The 22,636-nt window shown below is 67.9% G+C and carries 21 protein-coding genes; 14 read left to right on the forward strand and 7 right to left on the reverse strand.

Translation table 11 applies throughout. From position 1 onward, the window contains the following. The first annotated feature begins 2 nt into the window (after positions 1-2). From ABT313_RS33475 to ABT313_RS33490, 4 genes are read left to right on the forward strand one after another with little or no spacing between them, the layout of a single operon-like run. Positions 3-1,274, forward strand: a complete 1,272-nt coding sequence (locus ABT313_RS33475; protein WP_350862064.1) for an ABC transporter substrate-binding protein — start codon at positions 3-5, stop codon at positions 1,272-1,274. After that, on the forward strand, positions 1,274-2,218 hold the full coding sequence (locus ABT313_RS33480) for a carbohydrate ABC transporter permease (RefSeq protein WP_350862067.1): 945 nt from the start codon (positions 1,274-1,276) through the stop codon (positions 2,216-2,218). The genes ABT313_RS33475 and ABT313_RS33480 overlap by 1 nt, the downstream gene beginning before the upstream one ends. Next, positions 2,208-3,056, forward strand: a complete 849-nt coding sequence (locus ABT313_RS33485; RefSeq protein WP_130439999.1) for a carbohydrate ABC transporter permease — start codon at positions 2,208-2,210, stop codon at positions 3,054-3,056. The genes ABT313_RS33480 and ABT313_RS33485 overlap by 11 nt, the downstream gene beginning before the upstream one ends. An 18-nt stretch (positions 3,057-3,074) precedes the next feature. Continuing rightward, positions 3,075-4,382, forward strand: a complete 1,308-nt coding sequence (locus ABT313_RS33490; RefSeq protein WP_350862069.1) for an alpha-L-fucosidase — start codon at positions 3,075-3,077, stop codon at positions 4,380-4,382. Between the two features lie 170 nt (positions 4,383-4,552). Here the strand turns inward: ABT313_RS33490 and ABT313_RS33495 are convergent, their stop codons facing one another. Both ABT313_RS33495 and ABT313_RS33500 read right to left on the reverse strand, forming a co-directional pair. After that, entirely contained in the window at positions 4,553-5,056 is a 504-nt protein-coding gene (locus tag ABT313_RS33495; RefSeq protein ID WP_350862071.1) for a MaoC family dehydratase, read from the reverse strand. Positions 5,057-5,146: 90 nt separating this feature from the next. Further along, positions 5,147-5,680, reverse strand: a complete 534-nt coding sequence (locus tag ABT313_RS33500) for a YflT domain-containing protein (protein ID WP_350862073.1) — start codon at positions 5,678-5,680, stop codon at positions 5,147-5,149. Positions 5,681-5,755: 75 nt separating this feature from the next. On the opposite strand from ABT313_RS33500, the gene ABT313_RS33505 reads away from it, so the two are divergent. The 3 genes from ABT313_RS33505 (at position 5,756) to ABT313_RS33515 (ending at position 8,658) form a co-directional block, all read left to right on the forward strand. Then, complete coding sequence (locus ABT313_RS33505; RefSeq protein ID WP_350862075.1) at positions 5,756-6,862, forward strand: magnesium and cobalt transport protein CorA; 1,107 nt, start codon at positions 5,756-5,758, stop codon at positions 6,860-6,862. Between the two features lie 175 nt (positions 6,863-7,037). Further along, the gene (locus tag ABT313_RS33510; protein ID WP_350862077.1) at positions 7,038-8,051 is read left to right on the forward strand and encodes an ArsR/SmtB family transcription factor; all 1,014 of its coding nucleotides are present in this window, start codon (positions 7,038-7,040) and stop codon (positions 8,049-8,051) included. 148 nt (positions 8,052-8,199) lie between these two features. After that, the gene (locus ABT313_RS33515; protein WP_350862079.1) at positions 8,200-8,658 is read left to right on the forward strand and encodes an RICIN domain-containing protein; all 459 of its coding nucleotides are present in this window, start codon (positions 8,200-8,202) and stop codon (positions 8,656-8,658) included. Here ABT313_RS33515 and ABT313_RS33520 read toward each other — a convergent pair. Continuing rightward, complete coding sequence (locus tag ABT313_RS33520; protein WP_350862081.1) at positions 8,655-9,845, reverse strand: acyl-CoA dehydrogenase family protein; 1,191 nt, start codon at positions 9,843-9,845, stop codon at positions 8,655-8,657. The genes ABT313_RS33515 and ABT313_RS33520 overlap by 4 nt on opposite strands. Positions 9,846-9,959: 114 nt before the next feature. Beyond that, positions 9,960-11,405: a serine/threonine-protein kinase gene (locus ABT313_RS33525; RefSeq protein ID WP_350862083.1), complete on the reverse strand. Its 1,446-nt coding sequence runs from the start codon at positions 11,403-11,405 to the stop codon at positions 9,960-9,962. A 131-nt stretch (positions 11,406-11,536) separates the two neighbouring features. On the opposite strand from ABT313_RS33525, the gene ABT313_RS33530 reads away from it, so the two are divergent. Then, on the forward strand, positions 11,537-12,193 hold the full coding sequence (locus tag ABT313_RS33530; protein WP_350862085.1) for a peptidylprolyl isomerase: 657 nt from the start codon (positions 11,537-11,539) through the stop codon (positions 12,191-12,193). A 41-nt stretch (positions 12,194-12,234) separates the two neighbouring features. Then, positions 12,235-12,843: a VOC family protein gene (locus ABT313_RS33535; RefSeq protein ID WP_350862087.1), complete on the forward strand. Its 609-nt coding sequence runs from the start codon at positions 12,235-12,237 to the stop codon at positions 12,841-12,843. Here the strand turns inward: ABT313_RS33535 and ABT313_RS33540 are convergent. Then, entirely contained in the window at positions 12,840-13,802 is a 963-nt protein-coding gene (locus ABT313_RS33540; protein ID WP_350862089.1) for an HpcH/HpaI aldolase/citrate lyase family protein, read from the reverse strand. The two genes, ABT313_RS33535 and ABT313_RS33540, sit on opposite strands and share 4 nt — an antisense overlap. Before the next feature lie 96 nt (positions 13,803-13,898). Here ABT313_RS33540 and ABT313_RS33545 point away from each other — a divergent pair, with 96 nt between their 5' ends. Continuing rightward, positions 13,899-14,426: a hypothetical protein gene (locus tag ABT313_RS33545; RefSeq protein WP_350862091.1), complete on the forward strand. Its 528-nt coding sequence runs from the start codon at positions 13,899-13,901 to the stop codon at positions 14,424-14,426. A 7-nt stretch (positions 14,427-14,433) separates the two neighbouring features. Here ABT313_RS33545 and ABT313_RS33550 read toward each other — a convergent pair whose 3' ends face one another. Further along, on the reverse strand, positions 14,434-18,081 hold the full coding sequence (locus ABT313_RS33550; RefSeq protein ID WP_350862093.1) for a S8 family serine peptidase: 3,648 nt from the start codon (positions 18,079-18,081) through the stop codon (positions 14,434-14,436). Between the two features lie 117 nt (positions 18,082-18,198). Then, positions 18,199-19,167 carry a transcriptional regulator TrmB gene (locus ABT313_RS33555; protein WP_350862095.1) on the reverse strand — a complete coding sequence of 323 codons (969 nt, stop codon included), beginning with the start codon at positions 19,165-19,167 and terminating at the stop codon, positions 18,199-18,201. A gap of 88 nt (positions 19,168-19,255) precedes the next feature. Here ABT313_RS33555 and ABT313_RS33560 point away from each other — a divergent pair, with 88 nt between their 5' ends. The 4 genes from ABT313_RS33560 to pspAB are packed head-to-tail and all read left to right on the forward strand — an operon-like array spanning position 19,256 to position 22,588. Continuing rightward, positions 19,256-20,551, forward strand: a complete 1,296-nt coding sequence (locus ABT313_RS33560) for a magnesium transporter MgtE N-terminal domain-containing protein (protein WP_350862097.1) — start codon at positions 19,256-19,258, stop codon at positions 20,549-20,551. Then, positions 20,541-21,077, forward strand: coding sequence for a DUF1003 domain-containing protein (locus ABT313_RS33565; RefSeq protein ID WP_350862099.1), 537 nt, complete (start codon positions 20,541-20,543; stop codon positions 21,075-21,077). Before ABT313_RS33560 ends, ABT313_RS33565 begins: the two co-directional genes overlap by 11 nt. A gap of 40 nt (positions 21,078-21,117) precedes the next feature. Next, the gene (gene htpX / locus ABT313_RS33570) at positions 21,118-22,020 is read left to right on the forward strand and encodes a zinc metalloprotease HtpX (protein WP_350862101.1); all 903 of its coding nucleotides are present in this window, start codon (positions 21,118-21,120) and stop codon (positions 22,018-22,020) included. Positions 22,021-22,024: 4 nt separating this feature from the next. Next, on the forward strand, positions 22,025-22,588 hold the full coding sequence (pspAB, locus tag ABT313_RS33575; RefSeq protein WP_350862103.1) for a PspA-associated protein PspAB: 564 nt from the start codon (positions 22,025-22,027) through the stop codon (positions 22,586-22,588). Positions 22,589-22,636: the final 48 nt, after the last annotated feature.

Below are 22,636 nucleotides of genomic sequence, written 5' to 3' on the forward strand. Positions count from 1 at the left end.
CGATGAAAGCAACACCGGCGCGGACACGCCGCTGGGTCACCGCCGCTCTGTCGGCTCTGGCCCTGACTACCGTGGCCGCCTGCGGGGGCAACAACGGCAGTGGCGGTAGCAGTTCGGGATCGGCCGACAAGGCCGACCTGACCTGGTCGTTCTGGATCGCCGGCAGCGAGGACCAGGCTGCTTGGCAGAAGGTCGCCGACCAGGCCCACACCGACCACGCCGGAATCACCGTCAAACTCCAGGGCGCCCCCTGGGACAGCTATTGGTCGAAGATCGGCACCACGCTCGCCGGCGGCAAGGCGCCGTGCATCATCGGCATGCAGAGCCTGCGGATGGCGTCGTACGCCAGCGCGATGCTGCCGCTGGACGACCTGATGAAGAAGTACGGCCTGAAGACCGAGGACTTCGACAAGCCGATCATGGACGGCCTGAAGGCCGACGGGAAACAGATCGCGATCCCGTACGACTCGGGCCCGATGGTGATCTTCTACAACAAGGACATGTTCAAGGCCGCCGGCGTCGCCGACCCGAAGCCGGGCTGGACGATGGACGACTTCAAGGCCGCCGCGAAGAAGCTGACCGCCGCCGGCAAGACCGGCCTGGTGACGACCCCCGGCGACCTCGGCACGATGTCCTGGGTACGGACGATGACCGGCGCCGAGCCGCTGTCCGACGGCAAGCTCAACTTCACCGACTCGAAGTTCGAGCAGGGTTTCTCGCAGTACGTCGACTTCGTCAAGACCGACAAGATCGCCCCGCAGGTGCCGGGCGGCAACCCGGACTTCGAGACCCAGCAGTTCACCGGTGGCAAGGCCGCCATGCAGCTGAACGGTCCGTGGTCGCTGATCGACACCAAGGGCAAGGTCAAGTTCGACCTCGGGATCGCGCCGATCCCGGCCGGTCCGGACGGGTCCAAGACCTACACCGCGGGCTCCGGCTTCGGCATCTCCCGGTCCTGCAAGACGCCCGACGCGGCCTTCCAGGCCATCATGTCGATGACGAGTGAGAAGCCGCTGACCGTGCTGGCCCAGGCCGGCCGCGCGTACCCGGCCCGCACCGTGGCGCACCCGGCCTGGTTCACCGCCGCCGGTATCGACGGTGCGAAGGAGACCATCGACTACGCCTCCGAGAACTCGATCCCGCTGGTCACCTCGAAGAACTGGGTCCAGGTGGCCGACCTGCTCAACCGGTTCGGAACCCAGGCGCTGAACGGCGAGATCCCGCCGGACCAGGCGCTGAAGACCATCCAGGACCAGGCAGGCGCTGGGTCGTAATGGCGACCGACACGACAACCGTCGCTCCCCCGGGCGCACCTTCGGGTGCCGCCCGGGCGGGGCGCCGGCCCGCGTTGCGCCGGGACGGTCGGTACGCGTCGGTCTTCCTGGCGCCGAGCCTCGGCGGGCTGGCCCTGTTCACGCTGTTCCCGACCGCGATGGCGCTCGGCATCAGCCTGTTCGACTGGCCGGTGTTCGGCACCCGCTCGTTCCTCGGCCTGGACAACTACTCGCACCTGCTGCACGACCCGGTGTTCCGCCGGGTGGTGCTCAACACCGTGCTGTTCGTGGTGCTGTACGTGCCGCTGAACGTGGTCGTCTCGCTCGGACTCGCGGTCTGGCTGGGCCCGCAGATCAAGGGCCGGCAGATCTTCCGGGTGCTGTTCTTCATCCCGGTGATGACGCCGATGGTCGCCAACGTGATGGTCTGGCGGCTGCTGTTCCAGCCCGGCGGGCTGATCGACGGCGGCCTGCAGAGCTGGTTCGGGATCGACGCGCCGAACTTCCTCGGCTCGTCGAACTGGGCCATGCCGGCCATCGTCGCGATGTCGATCTGGCAGGGCTTCGGGTACAACTTCCTGGTCTTCTCGGCCGCACTCGACCAGGTGCCGCAGTCCCAGTTGGAGTCCGCGCAGATCGACGGCGCCGGGCCGCTGCAGCGGTTCCGCTACATCACCTGGCCGATGATCACGCCGTCGATGTTCTTCGCCACCACGATGACGCTGATCACCTCGTTCCAGGTGTTCGCGCAGCCGTTCATCCTGACCCAGGGCGGTCCGGGCGTGGCCACCCAGACCATCGTCATGTACGTCTACAACCAGGGCTGGCAGTTCCTCCAGATGGGGCTGGCGTCCGCGGCCGGCTGGGTGCTGTTCGTGATCATCATGGGCATCACCGCGATCCAGTTCTTCGGCCAGAAGCGGTGGGTGAACTATGACGTCTGAGACCAACAGCGCCGTTCGCAAGGTCCGCAGCGGCGTCTCGCACACGCTGCTGATCATCGTCGCGATCGTCTTCCTGGGTCCCTTGGTGTACGCCGTTTCGACGTCGCTGAAGCCCGCCGACGAGGTATTCACGCCGACACCGCACCTGTTCGGCTCCGAGATCCGCTGGAAGAACTACGCGGACGCGTTCACGTTCGCGCCGTTCGACCGGTACTTCCTGAACAGCCTGTTCGTCGCAGTGGCCGGAACCCTGGTGGTGGTCGCTGCCTCGAGCCTGTCGGCGTACGCGTTCGCGCGGCTGAAATTCAGGGGCCGTGAGCAACTGTTCGTGCTGTTCCTCGGCACCCTGATGGTGCCGCAGGAAGTGCTGATCGTGCCGATGTACTGGCTGATGCAGTCGCTCGGCTGGGTGGACAGCTACTGGGCGCTGATCCTGCCCTGGGCATTCACCGCGTTCGGGACGTTCCTGCTGCGGCAGTTCTTCCTGACCGTACCGGCGGAGCTCGAGGAAGCGGCCCGGGTGGACGGGTGCGGTCCGTTCGGCTCGTTCTTCCGGATCATGCTCCCGCTCGCGCGGCCGGCCATCGCCGTACTGACGGTGTTCACGTTCATCAGTTTCTGGGGCAGTTTCCTGTGGCCGTTGATCATTATCAACAGCGTCGAGGACAAGGGCACCGTGCCGTTGGGGCTGGCGCAGTTCGTCGGCCAGCAGGGCACCCAGTGGAACCTGATGATGGCGGCGTCGGTGATGGCGATGATCCCGACCGTCCTGCTTGTGGTCCTGCTGCAGAAACACCTCGTCCGCGGCCTGCTCGTCACCGGGCTGGGCGGCCGTTAAACCTAAGGAGAAGTTTGTATGACTGATGCGCCTCCCGCGGCCTCTGTCGAGCGGTTCCGCGACTGGCGGTTCGGCCTGTTCGTCCACTGGGGCCTGTACTCGCTCCCGGCCCGGCACGAGTGGGTGAAGAACCGTGAACGGCTCACCGACGAGGACTACCAGCCGTACTTCGACCACTTCGAGCCGGACCTCTACGACCCGCGCAAGTGGGCCGCCGCGGCCCGTGGCGCCGGCATGAAGTACGCCGTACTCACGACCAAGCACCACGAGGGCTTCTGCCTGTGGGACTCCGAGGTGTCGGACTACACGGTCGCGCACACCGCCTGGGGAGCGGGCAAGGATCTGGTGAAGCAGTTCGTCGAGGCGTGCCGGGCCGAGGGGCTCGGGATCGGGTTCTACCACTCGCTGATCGACTGGCACCACCCGGAGTTCCCGATCGACGTCGTCCACCCGCAGCGGTACGACGAGGAGGCGCAGGCGAAGGCGGCGGGCCGCGACGTGCAGGTGTACGCCGACTACCTGCACGCGCAGACCCGTGAGCTGCTGACGAACTACGGGCCGATCGACATCATGTGGTTCGACTTCTCGTACCCGAACCGCAACCGGGAGGACGGGCTGCCCGGGCCGGGGAACGGCAAGGGTCGCGATGAGTGGCGGTCCGAGGAGCTGATGGCGATGGTCCGGGAGCTGCAGCCGGACATCCTCATCAACGACCGGCTCGACATCCCGGGCGACTTCGTCACGCCGGAGCAGTACCAGCCGGACGGCCCGATGGAGCGCGACGGCGTACCGGTGCTGTGGGAGGCGTGCCAGACGCTCAACGGCAGCTGGGGTTACGACCGCGACAACCTGGACTGGAAGTCACCGGAGACACTGGTGAAGATGCTGGTCGACTCGGTCTCCAAGGACGGCAACCTGCTCCTCAACGTCGGCCCGACCGGCCGCGGCGAGTTCGACCCACGCGCCCTGGCGACACTGGCCGACATCGGCGAGTGGATGCGGCTGCACGAGCGCTCGATCCGCGGCGCAAGGCCCTCGCAGTACACGCCGCCGACCGACGCCCGCTACACACAGAAGGGCGACCGCCTCTACCTGCACCTGTTCTCCTGGCCGATGGGCCACGTCCACCTGCCCGGGCTGGGCGGCAAGGTCAAGTACGCCCAACTCCTGAACGACGCCTCCGAAATCAAACGCGTCGCCAACGACCCCCACCAAACCGCCCAGAACACCCGCATGGGCGGCGTCTCCCCCGACACCCTGACACTCAAGCTCCCGATCCAACGCCCGAACGTCGAGGTCCCGGTCATCGAGCTGTTCCTGACCTGACACCCGCCGCCCCGAATCCGACCCACCCGCCGGCTTCCCCTTGGATGGGTTCACCTACCGCGTTGTGGGTTCCCGCACCGGACTCCGGTGGGGGAACCCACAACAGGCTAGGTAAACCCATCCAAGGCGGGCGGCGGGCGGGCGCGGGCTACGGGCGGGCTGGGCGAGGTCTAGGAGGCTGGGGTGGGGCGGCCGGGCTGTTCTCCGCTCCGGCTTTGCAGGTAGGTGTTCTTCGGGACCATTACCTTGCGGCGGAAGAGGCAGACGACGGTGCCGTCCTGTTTGTAGCCCTTGGTTTCTACGTGGACTATGCCTCGGTCGTCCTTGGACTTCGACTCCCACTTGTCCAGGACCACGGTCTCGCCGTAGATGGTGTCGCCGTGGAAGGTCGGCGCCACGTGGCGGAGGGACTCGATCTCGAGGTTCGCGATGGCCTTGCCGCTCACGTCGGGGACCGACATGCCGAGCAGGATCGAGTAGATGTAGTTGCCCACCACAACGTTCTTGCCGAACTGGGTGGTCTGCTCGGCGTAGTTCGCGTCCAGGTGCAGCGGATGATGGTTCATCGTCAGCAGGCAGAACAGGTGGTCGTCGTACTCCGTCACCGTCTTGCCGGGCCAGTGCTTGTAGACGGCACCGACCTCGAACTCCTCGTAGCTGCGCCCGAACTGCATCGCGGTCCTCCTCAGGTCCTGGATTCCCCATGCTGCCGGGTCCAGGCGCATCCGGACCGTGGTCTGGCTCTCACCGCCGCGAGAGATACGTCACTGGTCGGTCGTGGGCTGCTGCACCGGGTGCTCAGGCATCCGCGGGTGGACCTCGCCCTTGAGCGCCAGCTTGGCCAGGTGGTTCCGGGCCTCTTCAGCGAACTTGAAGTCGCACAGTACGTCGTACGTCGTCGCCACCACCGCGGTCCGCGACGTGAAGTCACGCCGGCCCGCGGACTGCGCGTAGCTCAACCCACCGAACACGAGACCGAAGAACGCACCCAGCACGACACCGGTCAGCAGCGCCGCAAGCCAGTTGCCGGTGGTGAACAGCCCCAGCAGCAGACCGACGAACAGACCGAACCAGGCGCCGCTGGCCAGACCTGCGGTCAGCGCGCGGCCCCACGTGAGCCGGCCGGTGATCTTCTCCACCTGGCGCAGGTTGTTGCCGACGATGGTCGTGTGCTCCACCGGGAACTTCTCGTCCGAGAGATAGTCGACAGCTCGCTGCGCCTCCCGGTAGGTGTCGTACGTCCCGATCGTCAGACCGGTCGGTCTGGGGTCCATCGAGGGCATGCCCTGCGTGGTCATCGTCGTTCCTCTCCACGTGCGTCCACCCCCATCATTGCCGACAGCTGGTTACCGCGTCTTGATAGCCTCGCCGTGATGGCCGGGCGACGGTGGGACATGGGCGCGACACGCCGAGTAGGACGGGTCTTCGCCCGCCGCGGTGGCGCTGACGGCCGCCCGCCGGACGACGTGGTCACCGGCAAGCTCGAGGGCGCCCTGGTCGACTGGGGTCTGTACCGCGACGGCGTCCGCGACCAGCGGGTCAACTCCTACACCGACGCGCTGGCCAGGGCCCGCCGCGGCCAGGGGTTCGTCTGGATCGGCCTGTTCGAGCCCACCGACCACCAGCTCGCCATCATCGGCCACGAGTTCGGCCTGCACCCGCTGGCGCTGGAGGATGCGTCGGAGGCACACCAGCGCCCCAAACTCGAGCGGTACGCCGACACTCTGTTCGCCGTCTTCAAAACGGTCACGTACGTCCCGCACCGGGACCTGACCGCTACGAGCGAGGTCGTGGCGACCGGTGAGGTCATGGTGTTCTGCGGACCCGGCTTCGTCGTCACGGTCCGGCATGGTGAGCACAGTGAGCTGACCGGACTGCGCCAGGAGCTCGAGAAGGAGCCGAAACGGCTCGCCACCGGTCCAGGCGCAGTACTGCACGCGATCGCCGACCACGTCGTCGACCGGTACCTGGAGGTCGCGGACGCCGTACAGGCCGACATCGACTCGATCGAGACAGGCATGTTCACACCGCGTGGCTGGCGGAACATCGACAAGGTCTACCAGCTGAAGCGCGAGGTTCTGGAGCTCAAGCGGGCTGTAGCGCCGCTGACCGGCCCGATGCGCGCATTGTCGACCCTGCGCAACCCGCTGATCGCCGACGAGACCAGGAACTACTTCCGCGACGTCGACGACCACCTGCAGCGAGTGAAGGAGCAGGTGATCTCGTTCGACGAGCTGCTCAGCTCGATCCTGCAGGCCGGGCTGGCCCAGGTGCAGGTGGCCGAGAACGAGGACATGCGGCGGATCTCGGCCTGGGTCGCCATCCTCGCGGTGCCGACGATGATCGCCGGTATCTACGGCATGAACTTCGACTACATGCCCGAGCTCCGCCTCAAGTACGCGTACTTCGTCGTCCTCGGTGTGATGGCCTCGGCGTGCTTCGTCCTTTACCGGTTGTTCAAGCGGAACCACTGGCTGTGACCCGGGTGTTCTCTACCGTCTGATACCCGACTTGGCAACCTTTTGCCATGGCCAGGAGTACTTGCGGATTGGAATGTTCAAACGGTTGTGGACCAATCCGCTGCCTTGATTGAATTCTGCCGTCGCGTTCGGTCAGGAATCGAGCACGTTCTGCGACCGAGGGGAGGGACTTGCGGTGCTTCGAATCCACTTCACGCCACGGGACCTTGCCCGCGTCACCGTCGCGACCACGCCGGCGCCGCTCTGGGAGGTGCTGCTCAGCCTGCACATGCTGCAGCACTCGGACGGCCGGCTCATCTTCGAGGACTGGCGCCGCCACGTGCGGACCAAGGTCGCACCGGACCAGATGCGGCTGCTGCTGGAGCTGACCCCGTCCAAGGGCTACTCCCCCGACTTCCTGACGCCGGCCGAGTCCGCACCGGACTTCGACTCCGCGCTGGAGCAGACGCTGGCGACGCCGCGGCAACAGCTGCGCAGCCAGATCGACCTGCTCGGGACGTACCGTCCGGCGTCGCCGTGGACGCGGGAGCTGGCGCAGGGCGGCCGGACCTCGATGCACAAGCTCGGCCGGGCCATCCGGACATACCACGATGCGGCAATCGCGCCGTACTGGAAGTCGATCGGCACGCATGTGTCCGCGGACCACGCCCATCGTGGGGAGGCGTTGGCCCGCCACGGGGTGGACCGGCTGTTGTCGTCACTGCATCCGCGGGTCCGGTGGGTCGCACCGGTCCTGCAGGTGCTGGACATGAACGACCGCGACCTGTATCTCGATGGCAGGGGAATCGAGTTGCAGCCCTCGGCGTTCTGCTGGCAGGTACCGACCAAGCTGCGGGACCCGGACCTCAAACCGATCCTGGTGTACCCGATCCAGCACGCGCCGGGGATCCTGCGGCAGGCGTCGGCGGAGCCTGCACTGTCGAGTGACCCGCTCGGGTCACTGCTCGGCTCGACCCGCGCGGCGGCCCTGGAGGCCACCGTCAGCGGCTGTACGACGACCGAGCTGGCCAAGCGCTGCGGGATCTCCCCGGCCGCCGCCAGCCACCAGGCGACGGTACTGCGGGAGGCCGGCCTCATCACCACCCGCCGGGCCGGCGCATCCGTGCGCCACGAAATCACCCAGCTCGGCATCTGGCTCCTGTCCGGCCACGGCTCCGGCCACACCCGGCCGCCGGCGCACACCCCCTAGCCCCTGCCCCGCCGAGCGCTGGGCCGACCGGCACCGCCCCGCCTGTCGACCCAGCGCCCCGGCCGTCAGCCAACCGTCAGCACTTCGTCAGCACCTCCCGGGATGGTTGTCCCGGCCGCCGCTCCGCGGCCAGGACAAGGGAGAGCACATGCGAAAGCTACTCGGGGTGCTGAGCACATTGGCCGTGGCTGCGGCTGGGCTGGTAGCTGCGACATCGCCGGCGCAGAGCACGGTCTACCTGGGTGTCTACATGATGAAGGCGCTCGGGACGAACCTCTGCATCGCGGACTCCAGCGACGGTCTGTGGATGCAGACGTGCAACTCGCACGACACGGACCAGCAGTGGGACACCAACGCGCCGCCGAACACCAGGGTCTTCTCGAACCGCACCTTCATCGGCTACTGCCTGGACGACAGCATCAACGGCCTGATGACGGTGCGGTGCAACGGGACCGACTACCAGCGGTTCACGCTGGACGTGAAGAGTGACGGTGCCTACGTGAAGAACGTCCACACCCATGGCTGCGTGACGTTCGGTTCCGGCAACGTCTATGCGTCGGCGTGCCGTGCCCTGCATTCGCAGCGGTGGGTGCTGGTCAAGCTTTAGAGCTTGTAGTCCTCGAGGAGGCGGCGGCCGATGATCATGCGTTGGATGTCGGCCGTGCCTTCTCCGATCAGGAGCATCGGGGCCTCGCGGTAGAGGCGTTCGATCTCGTACTCCTTGGAGAAGCCGTAGCCGCCGTGGATGCGGAACGAGTCCTCCACCACCTGGGCGCAGTACTCACTGGCCAGGTACTTCGCCACGCCGGCCTCGAAGTCGTTGCGGGAGCCGCTGTCCTTCTTCCGGGCCGCCTTCACCATCAGCTCGTGCGCCGCCTCGACCTTCACCGCCATGTCGGCCAGCCGGAACAGCACCGCCTGGTGATCGGCGATCTTCTTGCCGAACGTCTCCCGCTGCTGCGCGTACGAGATGCCCAGCTCGAAGGCCCGCCGCGCCACACCGCAGCCGCGGGCGGCGACGTTCACCCGGCCGACCTCGACGCCGTCCATCATCTGGTAGAAGCCCTTGCCCGGTACGCCGCCGAGGATCTGCGCGCCGTCGATCCGGTAGCCGTCGAAGACCAGCTCGGTCGTGTCGACGCCCTTGTAACCCATCTTCTCGATCTTCCCGGGCACGGTCAGCCCCGGCGAGACCTCACCGAAGCCGGGCTCCTTCTCGACCAGGAACGTGGTCATGTTCCGGTAGACCGAGTCCTGCCCCTCGTCGGTCTTCACGAGTACGGCGACCAGGTTCGACGAGCCGCCGTTGGTCAGCCACATCTTTTGGCCGTTGATCACGTAGCCGTCGCCGTCGCGAGTGGCCTTGGTCTTGATCGCGGACACGTCCGAGCCACAGCCCGGCTCGGACATCGAGAACGCGCCGCGGACCTCGCCGGTCGCCATCCGGGGCAGGTACTTCTGCTTCTGCTCGTCGGTGCCGTGCTGCAGCAGCAGGTACGCGACGATGAAGTGTGTGTTGATGATGCCGGAGACGCTCATCCAGCCGCGGGCGATCTCCTCGACGCACAGCGCGTACGTGAGCAGCGACTCGCCCAGCCCGCCGTACTCCTCGGGGATCATCAGCCCGAACAGGCCGAGCTCCTTGAGGCCCTCGACGATCTCGGTCGGGTACTCGTCGCGGTGCTCGAGCTCGGTGGCGACCGGGAGGATCTCCGCCTCGACGAACGCCCGGACCGTCTTCAGGATCTCTTCCTGGATGTCCGTGAGCCCCTCGGTCTGCTGCAACCTGCTCATGCTGCGCCTCCTGTCGTCCCGGGACGGCTTACCCGCGAGTATCGCGGTTCCCAGCATCCCGGGACGAGGGTGACACCCGCTGTGACATCGACCACCTGGCGGAGGTCGCGTGGCTCACTCGTTGTTGTCGTGCTGCGGCCGCGGGAGTGCCTGCCCGACTGTCTGGAACAGGGCAATGATCTGCGGGGTCGCCTGCCAGCGGTGGCGTTGCTGCGCCTCGAACAGACGCTGCCGGGCTGCATAGAAGTTCCGCGCTGCTGAGTCCAGGTCGCCGTGGTCGAGTGCTTCGGCGGCCCGGTCCAGCTGCTGCGCCGCGTCGCGTGGCGCCTTGCTGCGGCTGCCCTGCTGCGTCGCACGGACCTGTGCGGCCAGCGTGCGCAGGTTCTGCACCAGAGCCGCCTGCGGGTTCTGCGGCGTCTCCTTGGGAGTCGGCTTGGGCGTGGGCTTCTTCGACGGAGTCGTCGAAGGCTTGGGCTTCGGCGTGGTCTTGGGCGCACTGGTCGCCTTCACCACCGGCGCTGACGGCGTACCACCGGCCTGGGCTGGCGGATCGGTCGTCAGACCGGCTCGGAGCAGCAGAGCGGCCACTACGCCGACTACGACGACAGCAGCCGCCACGCCGATCTTTGCCAACGGCAGCGCCTGTCGCGGCGCTCGGTGCGCAGACGTAGCAGCCTGCTCGTCGTCGTCCTCCCACTTGCCGACGCCGAGAACGTCCTCCGCAGCCGCAGGCGGCGCGAACGCCAGCACCTGGGTCTGGTTGGCCGGTGCGAGAAGCGCACTGACGTCAGCGGACGACGACGGCCGGTCTGCCGGGTTCTTCGCCAGCAGGTGCGTGACGAGATTCGACAGCTCCGGCGGTACGTCGGTCCGCGCGATCGGCGGCGGCGGTGCGTCGAGGTGCTGGCGCATCACCACGTCGACGGTCGGCCCGGTGAACGGCGGCGTGCCGGTCAGGAGCTCGTGCAGGACGCAGCCGAACGAGTACCAGTCGCTGGCGGGTGTGGCCGGCTCGCCACGGACCTGCTCCGGCGACACGTACGACGCCGTACCGAGCAGGACGCCCAGTCCGGTCGTCTCGTTGCCGGCGCGCTTGGCGATGCCGAAGTCGGTCATCTTGAGCGTGCCGTCGGGTGCCAGCAGCAGATTGCCCGGTTTGACGTCGCGATGGACGATCCCGGCCTCGTGGGCCGCGTCCAGAGCGCGGGCGCCCTGGACGGCGATGTCCGTGACCAGATCGGCCGACGGCAGCCCCGCAGTACGCATGAGCTTCTGCAGGTCGGGGCCCTGGACCAGCTCCATCACCAGGAACACGTGGTCGCCGGCAGCGCCTACGTCGTACGTCGCGACGACGTTGGGATGCGACAGCCGGGCCGCGGCCTGCGCCTCCGCCCGGAACCGCTGGACGGCGTCCATGGGGTCGCCCTCGAGACTCCTGAGGAGTTTGACCGCCACCTGGCGGGCGAGGACGGTGTCCTCGGCCTGCCACACCTCACCTGCACCGCCCCTGCCGAGCAGGGACACCAACCGGTACCGACCTGCCAGTACCTCGCCGTTCACGAACCACACCTTCCGCAGTGGACCGCAACACCTTAGGCGGGAAGCGCGGGATGATCGAGTCCGCGGCCGAAACCTTCAGAAAGCCTTCCGGAACCTCTGCAGAGTGCGATCGGAGTACTACGGTGTGTCGCATGAAGCGATCGATTCCCGCCCTGATCGCGGCCACCCTCGTCGCCGCGACGCTGACCACTTCGACGGCTTCCGCAACGCCCGTCCGGCACCCGAAGCCGGTCGTGACGTGCGAATTCACGCCGACCCCCGAGAACCCGGCCGCCAAGCCGGTGCGGATCCCGTCCCCGACGGCCCGCGCGAAGGGCACGGTCGACGTGTTCTTCGTGACGAACTACGGCCCGTTCGTCGTCCGGATGGACCGGGCCAACGCGCCCTGCGGAGTGCACAACTTCGTCCACCTGGTGCAGAGCCGGTTCTACGACTCGACACAGTGCTTCCGGCTGACGAACTCGACGCGCCTCGGCGTGCTCCAGTGCGGTGACATCTACCGCCAGGAGGAAGGCGGACCGGGGTACAAGTTCCCGGACGAGGTGACCGGCCAGGAGACCTACCCGCGCGGCACCGTTGCTTACGGCAACCAAGGCCCGGGGACCAACGGCTCGGAGTTCTTCGTCGTCCACTCGTTCGCGAACATCGCGCCGAACTACACCGTCCTCGGTCACGTGATCGCGGGCATGTCGACGTTCGACCGGATGGTCGCCGCGGGCATCGCCGACCCCGACCAGGACGGCCCGCCGGTGAAACCGATCCGCATCTACAAGGTCTGGAGCCTCTGAGGGGAGGGTAATTCGCCGCCTTCCGGCCTTACCGTGGCGACGTGGGCACCCGCGGACGACCGAGACATCCCGATGTACTGACGCCTGCCGAGTGGCGGGTGGTGCACCTGGTGCGCCACGGCATGTCGAACCGCGAGATCGCGCAGCGCCGCGGAGTCAGCGTCGACGCGGTCAAGTTCCACGTCGCGAACGCCCTGCTGAAGCTCGGCCTGCACCGCCGGGCCGAGCTTCGCAGCTGGCGCGGCGTGCCCGCGGACAGCGCGCTACGAGGACAAGGAGCCCAAGCGATGGAGCTAGGTGTCATCGGGCAGATCGCCCGACCGGTCAGCGATATCCAGAAAGCAGTGGAGTTCTACGGCGACGTCCTGGGTCTCCCGCACCTGTACACGTTCGGCGATCTCGCCTTCTTCGACTGCGGCGGCACCCGGTTGTTCCTGAGCGCCACCGACGAGCCGGCCGAGCCTTCGATCCTGTACTTCCGCGTCGACGACATCCAGACGGCCTACGACGAACTCCGCGACCGTGGGGTGGAATTCGAGCAGGCTCCGCACCTGATCCACAAGCACGACAACGGCGTCGAGGAGTGGATGGCCTTCTTCCCCGACCCCGACGGCCACCTGCTCGCGATCATGGCCCAGGTCGGGCCCTAGTCCGCCGGCGGCTGCCAGATGTCGGTGCGGGTCAGACCGGCGGCGCGGCCCTTGGCGGAGATGACCAGGGCCATCTTGCGGGACGCCTCGTCGATCATCTCGTCGCCGAGCATGACCGCGCCGCGTCCGCCGCCGGCGGCCGAGGTGTAGTGGTCGTAGGCATCGAGGATGTTCTCGGCGTGGTCGTAGTCGTCCTGGCGGGGCGAGTAGACCTCGTTGGCTGCGGCGATCTGGTCCGGGTGCAGGACCCACTTGCCGTCGAAGCCGAGCGCGGCCGAGCGACCCGCGACGCGGCGGAAGCCGTCGACGTCCTTGATCTGCAGGTACGGGCCGTCGATCGCTTGCTTCCCGTGCGCCCGCGCGGCCATCAGGATCTGCATCAGGATGTAGTGGTAGGCGTCGCCGACGTCGTAGCCGGGCGGCTGCTCGCCGACCACCAGCGACTTCATGTTGATCGACGCCATGAAGTCGGCCGGGCCGAAGATGATCGTCTCGACCCGCGGCGAGGCCTGTGCGATCGCGTTCACGTTGGTCAGGCCCAGGGCGTTCTCGATCTGCGCCTCGATGCCGATCCGGCCCGGCTCGTACCCGTGGACCTTCTCCAACTGGGTGAGCAGCAGGTCGAGCGCGACCACCTGCTCGGCGGTCTGCACCTTCGGCAGCATGATGCAGTCCAGGTTCGCGCCGGCGCCGCCGACGACCTCGATCACATCGGCGTACGTCCACTCGGTGGTCCAGTCGTTCACCCGGACCACGCGGAGCTTCGTGCCCCAGCCGCCTTCGTTCAGCGCGGCGACGATGTTCTTCCGGGCGTCCGGCTTGGCGATCGGGGCGACCGAGTCCTCGAGGTCCAGGAACACCTGGTCGGCATCCAGTCCCTTCGCCTTGGCCAGGAACCGCGGGTTGGACCCGGGCGTGGCCAGACACGACCGTCGACTGCGTAGCACCTGCTCCGACATGTGACCTCCACTCGGTTACCCACCGGTCACCGGCAGCGTACGGCGAAACGCACGCGACCTGCCCGGTGACATCGCTCACTGTGACACTCTTGGCCCGTGGAGAACGAGGACGCTGTGACGGAGATCGCCGCGGTGATGAAGAAGGCCGGGCTGGTCTGGCTGGCCTGGGACGGTGGCCGGCCCGCACCGGCCTGGTTCGCCACGGTCGACGGACAGTACGTCGTTCTCGCGGACGCGGCCGACAGCGCCGAACAGCCACTGCCCGGACTGGCGACGGCCACGTCGGTCGAGGTCGTCGTACCGGCCAAGCCGGCCACCAACCGGCTGGCGAGCTGGAAGGCCACGGTCCGGCGGCTGACGCCGGGTACCGACGAGTGGACGCAAGCCGCCCAGGTACTGCGGACCGACCGCCTGAACGCGGCCGGCCTGGACACGCAGCTCGAACGCTGGCAGACCGAGGCCGACATCCTCGTCCTGGACCCGACCGGTGAGATCACCGAGGCAACCGGACGGTACGACGCGACCCCACGGGCCGAGGCTCCGGTGCCCACCAGAGCCACGACCCGTGGGAAGCCGCCGACGACGTTGCACCGCCCGATCCGCCGGCGCCCGAAGCTGAGCTAGTGCGGGGCTAGCGCACTCCGAAGGCCCGCTCGACGGTCTGGGTCACGCTGTTACCTGCCGCGTCGCGCGCCGTCACCCGCAGACTCGCGTAGTTGGCTGACGCCGGTGCGTCCAACTTGGCTCGCCAACCGGCTCCGGAGCGCTGCAGCCGGACCGGTCGCCACGTCGCGCCGTCGTCGTACGACAGCTCCAGCGTCGCCGCAGTGACCTTCCCCGTCCCCGCAGCACCCGGAAGGTGCGAGGCAGCCACCTCGAGATCCGTGTGACGCTTCGCCTTGCCCGACAGGTCCGTCGCGACCGAATAGTCGAGCTGGAGCAGCGGAAGCGTCTCCAGGTTCGCGTAGTCGGCCTGACCGGAGACGAAGCCCCACTCGGTGTGCGTCCGTGGCGAGTACGGCCGGCCAGGTAGATCACGCGTGGTGTCGACGACCAGCCGGTACGGCGCTGACTCGGGCGGCACCTCGACCGAGAGCATGTCTGCTCCCTCACCGAGCAGCGTGTCGCCCTGGTACAGCGCAGTGGTCACCTGGGCGCCCACGTCGTACACGATGCCCTGGTGTGGGCCGGAGTCGGCCCAGCCGGGCAGGGTGAAGACGCTGATGATGTCGCCGACCCGCGAGGGCGGAGTCGAGAGCGCGCTGTCGCTCAACAGCCGCGGCCGCTGGATGCCGCCGAACCAGGTCTCCTTCGTCGTGCTACCTGCCCGATAGGACAGCGAGGACCCCTGCTGCGACAGATCGGGTACGGCGGCCATGCTGAGCCACTTCACCTTCGGACTGGCAGTCACCCAGACGGTGTGGTCACCCTGCGCGGGCACAGTCGAGGCTGCGGCCGCCACAGCCCAGGTGAAGTCGGTCGACAGGTCGAAACGGACGTCGACCGCGTCTCCAGGCTTGGTGTCTCGGTAGGACTCGTCGATCCGCGCCAGGTCCCGCGCACTGGGTCGATAGCCAGGGTCACTCGGCACTGCTCCGTCGTGGTGCTGGACGAGGTCGTACAGATAGTCCGGACACGGATGCGAGACCACGGACAGCAGCTTCGGGCTGTGCGCAAGCAGCTGCCGACCCTGGTCGGTGGTCAGCGATGCCACTGGCAGCGCCGGCGCATCCTCGATCGGCAGGTCGGCCCAGGCATCCAGCGGACCGTAGCCGTCGTTCAACAGCAACAGCATCTTCGCACCGGCGCGCGCAGCGGATGCTGCCTGCTCCGTCGGCGGTACGACGTCGTTGCGCTGGGCAACCGCGATCTTGCCGCGGACGTCGTACTTCGCGAAGTCCGCGCCGTCACCCACATAAACCGCCTGATTGATGCCGGCGCCTTCCGGAAGCTTCGGGGAGAGGCTCTGGACCATGGCGCCGAACGAACCGACGGTCAGCGCCGGCTGCTCCTGTCGCCAGCGCGTCGCGAACGTGTACGAGCCTTGTGTCACCTTGCGGGTCGGCGTGGCCCAGAGAGAGTCGTAAAGCCACCACTCGAGCTGATACGTGTCGACGAAGCGATGCAGGGTGCCGTAGCTGCGGTACTGGTCCACTCGGACGTACGTGTTCTCCGTCGGTCGTGGCGTGACCGCGGCGACCTTGCGCAGTCCGGCTGCGTCGAACATCAGCGTCCGGTCCTGGGCGACCTCCACCTCCGGCTGACTGATGACAGCTCGACCCAGCGAGTGAACACCCTCCAGACCGCGAACGTCGGCGTACATCCAACCGGCGTAGGTGCTGGGACGCACGTTGACGTCCAGACTGCCGCTCTCGTCGACCATGAACACCTGCGGTACGACGTCGCGCTTGATGTCCTTCAGCACGACGACACCCGGCAACGGAGCGCCATGCGGGTCCTTGGTGCGAATGGACAGTTTGACTCGTTCGCTCTGCTTGCTCACGCCGATGGCGTTGTGCGCGCGGGCTGTCCCGTCGGCGTCTGTTGCCGTGAGCATCGAGCTGTAGCCGGCGTCGTCGGCCGCCAGGTCGAGGTGGCTGACCACACCGACAGTCGCCGTACCGTGGGCCGGGACTGTCACCTGCGGGGCCGTCAGACTGAAGAGGCCCGCCGGGATGCCTTGGTTCTTGAGGGACAGGTTCAACGTGACAGGTTCGGTGCCGTCGTTCGTGTAGGTGACGTCTTTCTGCACCAGTCCACTCGCCGGGTACGGCCATTTGACCGCAGCGAAGGCGGAGCCGGACGAGAACAGCGTGCCGCGTACGGCGGCGGCCACATCGAGCCGACCGGCACCTGCTGCGAACGGGCTGTACTGGACCGTGGTCTTGGTCGAGCTGACCAATGCGTCCTTCAACTGCTGCCCGCTCCAGTCAGGATGCGCGTGCGCCAGCAATGCGGCCGCGCCAGCGACGTGTGGAGTGGCCATCGAGGTCCCACTCATCGCGACGTACGACCCCTCCCCTTCGGGCGAGTAGTGCGACCGAGCCGCGAGTACGTCGACACCGGGAGCGGTCAGGTCGGGCTTGAGCGCACTGTCGCCGAGTCGCGGACCGCGGCTGGAGAAGCTGGCCAGTCGATCCGCACCGTCGACCGCACCAACAGTCAGCGCAGCGTCCGCCGCACCGGGTGCGGAGACGCTGTACGGATCCGGACCCGAGTTGCCGGCCGCGATGACGAACAGGGCGCCGGTCTCCGCGCTCAACGTGTTGACTGCCTGGCTCATCGGGTCGGTGCCGTCGGACGGACCTGAGCCGAGGCTCATGCTGATCACCTTGGCGTGCTGGTCACGCGCGGCCCACTCCATGCCGGCGAGAATCCAGGAGTCCTGACCGCTGCCGCTGTCGTCCAGGACCTTGCCGATGTGCAGACCGGCGCCCGGTGCGACGCCCTGCTCCTTGCCGTTCGACGCTGCACCGGTGCCGGCGATCGTCGAGGCGACGTGGGTGCCGTGACCGTTGCGATCGGTGACGTCCTGTCCGGGGACGAAGCTGGTGGAGGCGACGATCCGGCCGGCGAAGTCCGGGTGCCCGGCGTCGATGCCCGTGTCCAGGACTGCCACGTCGACGCCTTGACCGGTGTCACCGCCCTGCCAGACTTCCGGTGCGCCGATCTGTGCCGTCGTGTCGGCGAGGCTCGCCTTCGCCTTGCCGTCCAGCCAGATCTTCGCGATTCCGCTGGGCACCGCGCGGGCAGCCGGGGTACCGCCGGTGAAGGACGACCAGAACGCGGTGGCCTGGTCGTGGTCGGCGGTCACGGCGGCGCCGCGGATGCTGCTGAGCACCAGGGTCTGCCGGGCTCCCGCCGGCGGTGTCTGCTTGCGCGCCTGGTTGTACGAGACGATCAGCGGCGTGCCGTCGCTGTGCGCGTCGTCGTACCCGTCGGTCAGGAGTTCGGTGACGTTGAACAGTCGCTGGTCGAGAACGCCGGAGGCGAGGTACGGGAGGGCGGCGTCCGGGTAGACGTACAGGTCGTTGCCTACGGCCATGACGTGCGCTCCGGCCGGAGTGCCGTTCGGCTTGCGCACAGTCGCGGTCGGGCGGCCGGCGACGGTCGTCACGGAGACCTTGTCACCGGTGATCAGGGTGACTGTGTTGGTCGAACCAGCAGACACCGGAGGACCAGTGGGCGCGGCGCCGGCCGGGGGCACGGTGGCGGCGCTCAGCGCCAGCACGGCCGCGCCCACGGCGGTCAGCCCGCGACGGGCGGAGGAGAGGGACACGACAGCTCCAAGCTGAGGGGAGGGGCAGCAATCCCCGCATTACATGTGGAGCTGCGCCCGGACTGCTATCGATCCGCCTGGCGCAAACGGGACACGACCAATCAGGTCAAGGTCGGGTCAGAGCCAACCTCGGTCTCGGGCATGCCAACCGAGCTGCAGCCGCGACCGTGAGTGCGTCTGCTCCATCAGCTGCTGCACCCGCCGCGCCACCGTGCGCCGGCTGATCCCGAGCCGCGCACCGGCCGCATCGTCGGTCAGACCAGCGACCAGCAACGACAGGAGGTGCCTGTCCTCGGCTGACATCGCCTCTTCCGCCTGCAGACCGTCCGAGTCGGTCACCGAGAGCGGGCTGGCGCGGTTCCACACGGTCTCGAACAGCGCGACGAGTGCATCGAGCAGACTGCACGGATGCACCAGCAGAGCGGCGTCCTGCGCCGGTGTAGCCCAGTCCAGCGGCAGCAGTGCGAGCTCCCGATCCGCTACGGCGAGCTTGGTCGGCAGGACGTCTGCAATCCGCGCCTGCTCCCCTGCTCGCACGTGGCTGACGGCGCTGGCGGCCAGTACGGCGTCTCCGAGCGCTGAGCTGTCATAGACGACCCGATAGGCCACACCAGCGCCCTGCCTAGCCAGCTGCGTGCTGTTGACCTCAGCCGACGCGACGTACGGCGGTGCGACCAGCTCACGCATCTCGACCCGAGCCGTCCGCTGCACCCGGTCGAAGGCCAGCCCCACTGCGGGCTCGCCGGTGACGATCTCGATGAGCTCCTCGGTCCGCCGCGCGCCGCCCTGCCTGGTCGCCTCGGCTGCCAGCCGGTACGCCGCCTTGCGGATCCGCTCGAACTCCTCCTCCTGCCGCTGCACCAACTGCTCCACGGCAAGCTCCGGCGGCACCGGGACGATCAGCTCGCCCGGCGCCGGCGTACGGTGCACGAAGCCTTCGCTCTGCAGTCCGTCGACCGCCCGCTGCACCTCCTCCACCGGCCACCCGAGCCGCGCCGCCAGCTCCACCGGTGAGGCCGCGCCCCACCGGATCAGGTCCAGGTACGCCGCCTCGCTCTCGGCCCCGAGCCCGGTCGATCCCTGCATGTCAGTCCCCACTTCGCCGTAACCCGAGGTAAGAAGTCTACGAAGCGTCCTCAGCTGAGACGTAGGCTCCGCGGGTTAGCCTTCGGACATGACCGGATCACCGTCGCGCGTGTACGTCGCCCGGTTGGCGGGATTGCCGGTCTACGACCCCAACGGGGACCAGGTCGGCAAGGTCCGCGACGTGGTGGCGATGATGCGTCAGGACAACCAGCCGCCCCGCGTGCTCGGCCTGGTCGTCGAGGTGTTCACCCGGCGCCGCATCTTCCTGCCGATGACCCGTGTCACCTCTGTCGACGTCGGCCACGTCATAACGACCGGCCTGCTCAACGTACGGCGTTTCGAGCAGCGTGCGACCGAGGTACTCGTGCTGGGAGAGCTGCTCGATCGCACTGTCACCATCGCCGACACGGGTGCGACCGCAGTGGTGTTCGACATGGCGATGGAGCAGTGGAGAACCCGCGACTGGCTGCTGACCAAGGTGGCGGTGCGGGAGGGCTCCAAGCGGTTCCGGCGGCGCGGACAGACCTATGTGCTCGACTGGAGAGACGTCACCGGGTTCACCCAGGACGAGGAGGGTCAGGGCGCCACGCACATCCTGGCCGCCTTCGACTCGATGCGGGCCGCGGACCTGGCCGGCGTACTGCACGACCTGTCCGCCAAGCGACGCAAGGAGATCGCAGCTGCGCTGGACGACGAGCGGCTGGCCGACGTGCTCGAGGAGCTGCCCGAGGACATCCAGGTCGAGATCCTCGACGGTCTGGACACCGAGCGAGCCGCCGACGTTCTGGAGGAGATGTCGCCGGACGACGCGGCCGACCTGATCGCCGAGCTGCCGACCGAGACCGCCGAGCGCCTGCTGACGCTGATGGAGCCGGAGGAGGCAGAGGACGTACGACGGCTGCTGACCTACGAGGAGCACACCGCGGGCGGCCTGATGACGTCCGAGCCGGTCATCCTGCCGGTAGACGCCACTGTGGCCGACGCGCTCGCCCATGTGCGCAACGCGGATCTCAGCCCGGCTCTGGCCGCCATGATCTACGTCTGCCGCCCGCCACTGGAGACGCCGACCGGGCGGTTCATCGGGATCGGCCACATCCAGCGGCTGCTGCGCGAACCGCCCTCCGAGCTGGTGTCCGCAGCACTGGACACGGATCTGGACGGGCTGCGGCCGGATGACAGCCTGCAGACGGTCAGCAAGTACCTGGCGACGTACAACCTGGTCGCGGCGCCGGTGCTGGACGACGAAGGCCGCTTGCTCGGTGCGGTGACTGTTGACGACGTACTGGATCACCTGCTCCCGGACGACTGGCGGGAGCACGACCACACCGACAACGCTGACCACGCTGATCCTGGCGAGCAGGAGGGGGACCACGATGCCTCGTGACGACCGCCGGTCCTCGGACGAGCGCCGGCTGTTCCGCGGTACGACGCGGCTCGACGTACCGCGGGACTGGCGACGGACGTTCGTACCGCGGCCGACGTACGACGCGGACGCCTTCGGCCGGCTGTCCGAGCGGATCGCCCGCTTCCTCGGCACCGGGCAGTTCCTGGTCTACATGACCGCGACGATCCTGTTCTGGGTCGGCTGGAACATCTTCGCGCCGGAGAGCGTGCGGTTCGACCAGTACCCGTTCATCTTCCTGACACTGGCGCTCAGCCTGCAGGCGTCGTACGCCGCGCCGCTGATCCTGCTCGCCCAGAACCGGCAGGAGGCCCGCGACCGGGTGCAGTACGAGCGCGACCGCGACGTCGACGCCAGGACCCGTGCGGACATGGAGTTCCTGGCCCGCGAGATGGCGTCGCTGCGGATGGCCGTCGGCGAGGTCGCGACCCGCGACTTCCTCCGTTCCGAGCTCCGCTCGCTGCTCGCCGACCTGGACCTGAAGAGCCGCGAGGACGACCGGGTTTGACCCCGAGCTACCCTCACTATCAGGTGAGGAAGGACGTGGGATGAAGACTCGATTCGCGCCTGACCGCGGGCTGTCCAGCCGGATGCTGATCACCAGCTTCCTGCTCGGTCTGCTGTACGTCGGTTTCGTCGCACTGCTGATCGCGCTGACCAAGAGCGCCGTCCTGGCGGTCGTCATCGCGGGCGGTGCGTTGTTCGTGCAGTACTGGTTCTCCGACCGGATCGCGCTGTACGCGATGCACGGCCGGATCGTCACGCCGGAGGAGGCCCCGGAGCTGCACGGCACGATCGACCGGCTGTGCGCGCTGGCCGACATGCCGAAGCCGCGGGTCGCGATCGCCGACGTCGACCTGCCGAACGCGTTCGCGACCGGCCGCAACCCGAAGAACGCGGTGGTCTGCGTGACCACCGGCATCATGCGCCGGCTGGACCAGGACGAGCTCGAGGGCGTGCTGTCGCACGAGCTCTCGCACGTCGCCCACCGCGACGTCGCGGTGATGACGATCGCGTCGTTCCTCGGCGTCCTCGCCGGCCTGATCACCCGCTTCGGCCTGTACGGCGGGCTCGGCCGCAACCGCGACCAGAACACCGCCGTCATCGTGCTGACGATCATCGCCGTGTCGATCGCCGTGTACGCGATCTCGTTCCTGCTGACCCGTGCCCTGTCGCGGTACCGCGAACTGGCCGCCGACCGGGCCGGCGCGATGCTGACCGGTCGCCCGTCCGCGCTCGCGTCGGCGTTGACCAAGATCAGCGGGGACATCGCGCGGATACCGTCGCGCGACCTGCGCCAGGCGGAGGCGTTCAACGCGTTCTTCTTCGCCCCGGCGATCTCCGGCAAGGCCGGCGCCAGCCTGTCGTCGCTGTTCTCGACGCACCCGTCGCTGGAGAAGCGCCTCGACCGCCTCGGTGTGCTGTCCCGCGAGCTCGGCGAGCAAGCTTAGCCACATGGGTCTACTCGATATCCTGCTCGGCCGGAGCAAAGCCGTCCCGCCGAACCTCGACCAATTGTTCTCTGTTCCGTCGGCCGCGATCACCTTGGAGACCGCGGCCGGCTACCGTCCGACCGGCAGCGGATCGGTCTGCTTCAAGGCGGCCGAAGGCGGTGGCTTCTCGGCCCTGCGCGACGAGGTCGACAAGCTGCTCGCGCTCGACAACGGCAAGTTCACCAGTACGACGGACTCGTACGGCTTCACCTGGTTGGTCAGGCAGACGGCTCCGGACGACCTGGAGACCCTGGTCACCGACCTGCACGCCGTGAACACCTCGCTGGTCGACGCCGGATTCGGCAACGCCCTGCTGTGCACGCTGGTCGCCTTCAGCAACGGCACCCAGTCGGTAGGCCTCGTCTATCTCTACAAGCGCGGCACCTGGTACCCGTTCGTTCCCGCCGGCGCCGACCGCCGCGACAACGCCACCGAGCTCCAGCTCAAGTCCGTCATCGGCGCCGATCTCAATTTCGAGCAGGACCTCTCCCGCTGGTTCCCGATCTACGGCGCTCCCGGCCTGTAGTTAGGGTTGCCTTGCCGGGCCTACGTCACATGGACCGTGGTCGGGTGC

The sequence above is a fragment of the Kribbella sp. NPDC000426 genome, assembly GCF_040300265.1.
Taxonomy (GTDB): Bacteria; Actinomycetota; Actinomycetes; order Propionibacteriales; family Kribbellaceae; genus Kribbella.

Bases quoted from the DNA above. Each gene is read 5' to 3' on its own strand.
- ABT313_RS33475 (WP_350862064.1), top strand. From the start codon at position 3: ATGAAAGCAACACCGGCGCGGACACGCCGCTGGGTCACCGCCGCTCTG.
- ABT313_RS33480 (WP_350862067.1), top strand. From the start codon at position 1,274: ATGGCGACCGACACGACAACCGTCGCTCCCCCGGGCGCACCTTCGGGT.
- ABT313_RS33485 (WP_130439999.1), top strand. From the start codon at position 2,208: ATGACGTCTGAGACCAACAGCGCCGTTCGCAAGGTCCGCAGCGGCGTC.
- ABT313_RS33490 (WP_350862069.1), top strand. From the start codon at position 3,075: ATGACTGATGCGCCTCCCGCGGCCTCTGTCGAGCGGTTCCGCGACTGG.
- ABT313_RS33495 (WP_350862071.1), bottom strand. From the start codon at position 5,056: ATGCAGTTCGGGCGCAGCTACGAGGAGTTCGAGGTCGGTGCCGTCTAC.
- ABT313_RS33500 (WP_350862073.1), bottom strand. From the start codon at position 5,680: ATGACCACGCAGGGCATGCCCTCGATGGACCCCAGACCGACCGGTCTG.
- ABT313_RS33505 (WP_350862075.1), top strand. From the start codon at position 5,756: ATGGCCGGGCGACGGTGGGACATGGGCGCGACACGCCGAGTAGGACGG.
- ABT313_RS33515 (WP_350862079.1), top strand. From the start codon at position 8,200: ATGCGAAAGCTACTCGGGGTGCTGAGCACATTGGCCGTGGCTGCGGCT.
- ABT313_RS33520 (WP_350862081.1), bottom strand. From the start codon at position 9,845: ATGAGCAGGTTGCAGCAGACCGAGGGGCTCACGGACATCCAGGAAGAG.
- ABT313_RS33530 (WP_350862085.1), top strand. From the start codon at position 11,537: ATGAAGCGATCGATTCCCGCCCTGATCGCGGCCACCCTCGTCGCCGCG.
- ABT313_RS33540 (WP_350862089.1), bottom strand. From the start codon at position 13,802: ATGTCGGAGCAGGTGCTACGCAGTCGACGGTCGTGTCTGGCCACGCCC.
- ABT313_RS33555 (WP_350862095.1), bottom strand. From the start codon at position 19,167: ATGCAGGGATCGACCGGGCTCGGGGCCGAGAGCGAGGCGGCGTACCTG.
- ABT313_RS33560 (WP_350862097.1), top strand. From the start codon at position 19,256: ATGACCGGATCACCGTCGCGCGTGTACGTCGCCCGGTTGGCGGGATTG.
- ABT313_RS33565 (WP_350862099.1), top strand. From the start codon at position 20,541: ATGCCTCGTGACGACCGCCGGTCCTCGGACGAGCGCCGGCTGTTCCGC.
- htpX (WP_350862101.1), top strand. From the start codon at position 21,118: ATGAAGACTCGATTCGCGCCTGACCGCGGGCTGTCCAGCCGGATGCTG.
- pspAB (WP_350862103.1), top strand. From the start codon at position 22,025: ATGGGTCTACTCGATATCCTGCTCGGCCGGAGCAAAGCCGTCCCGCCG.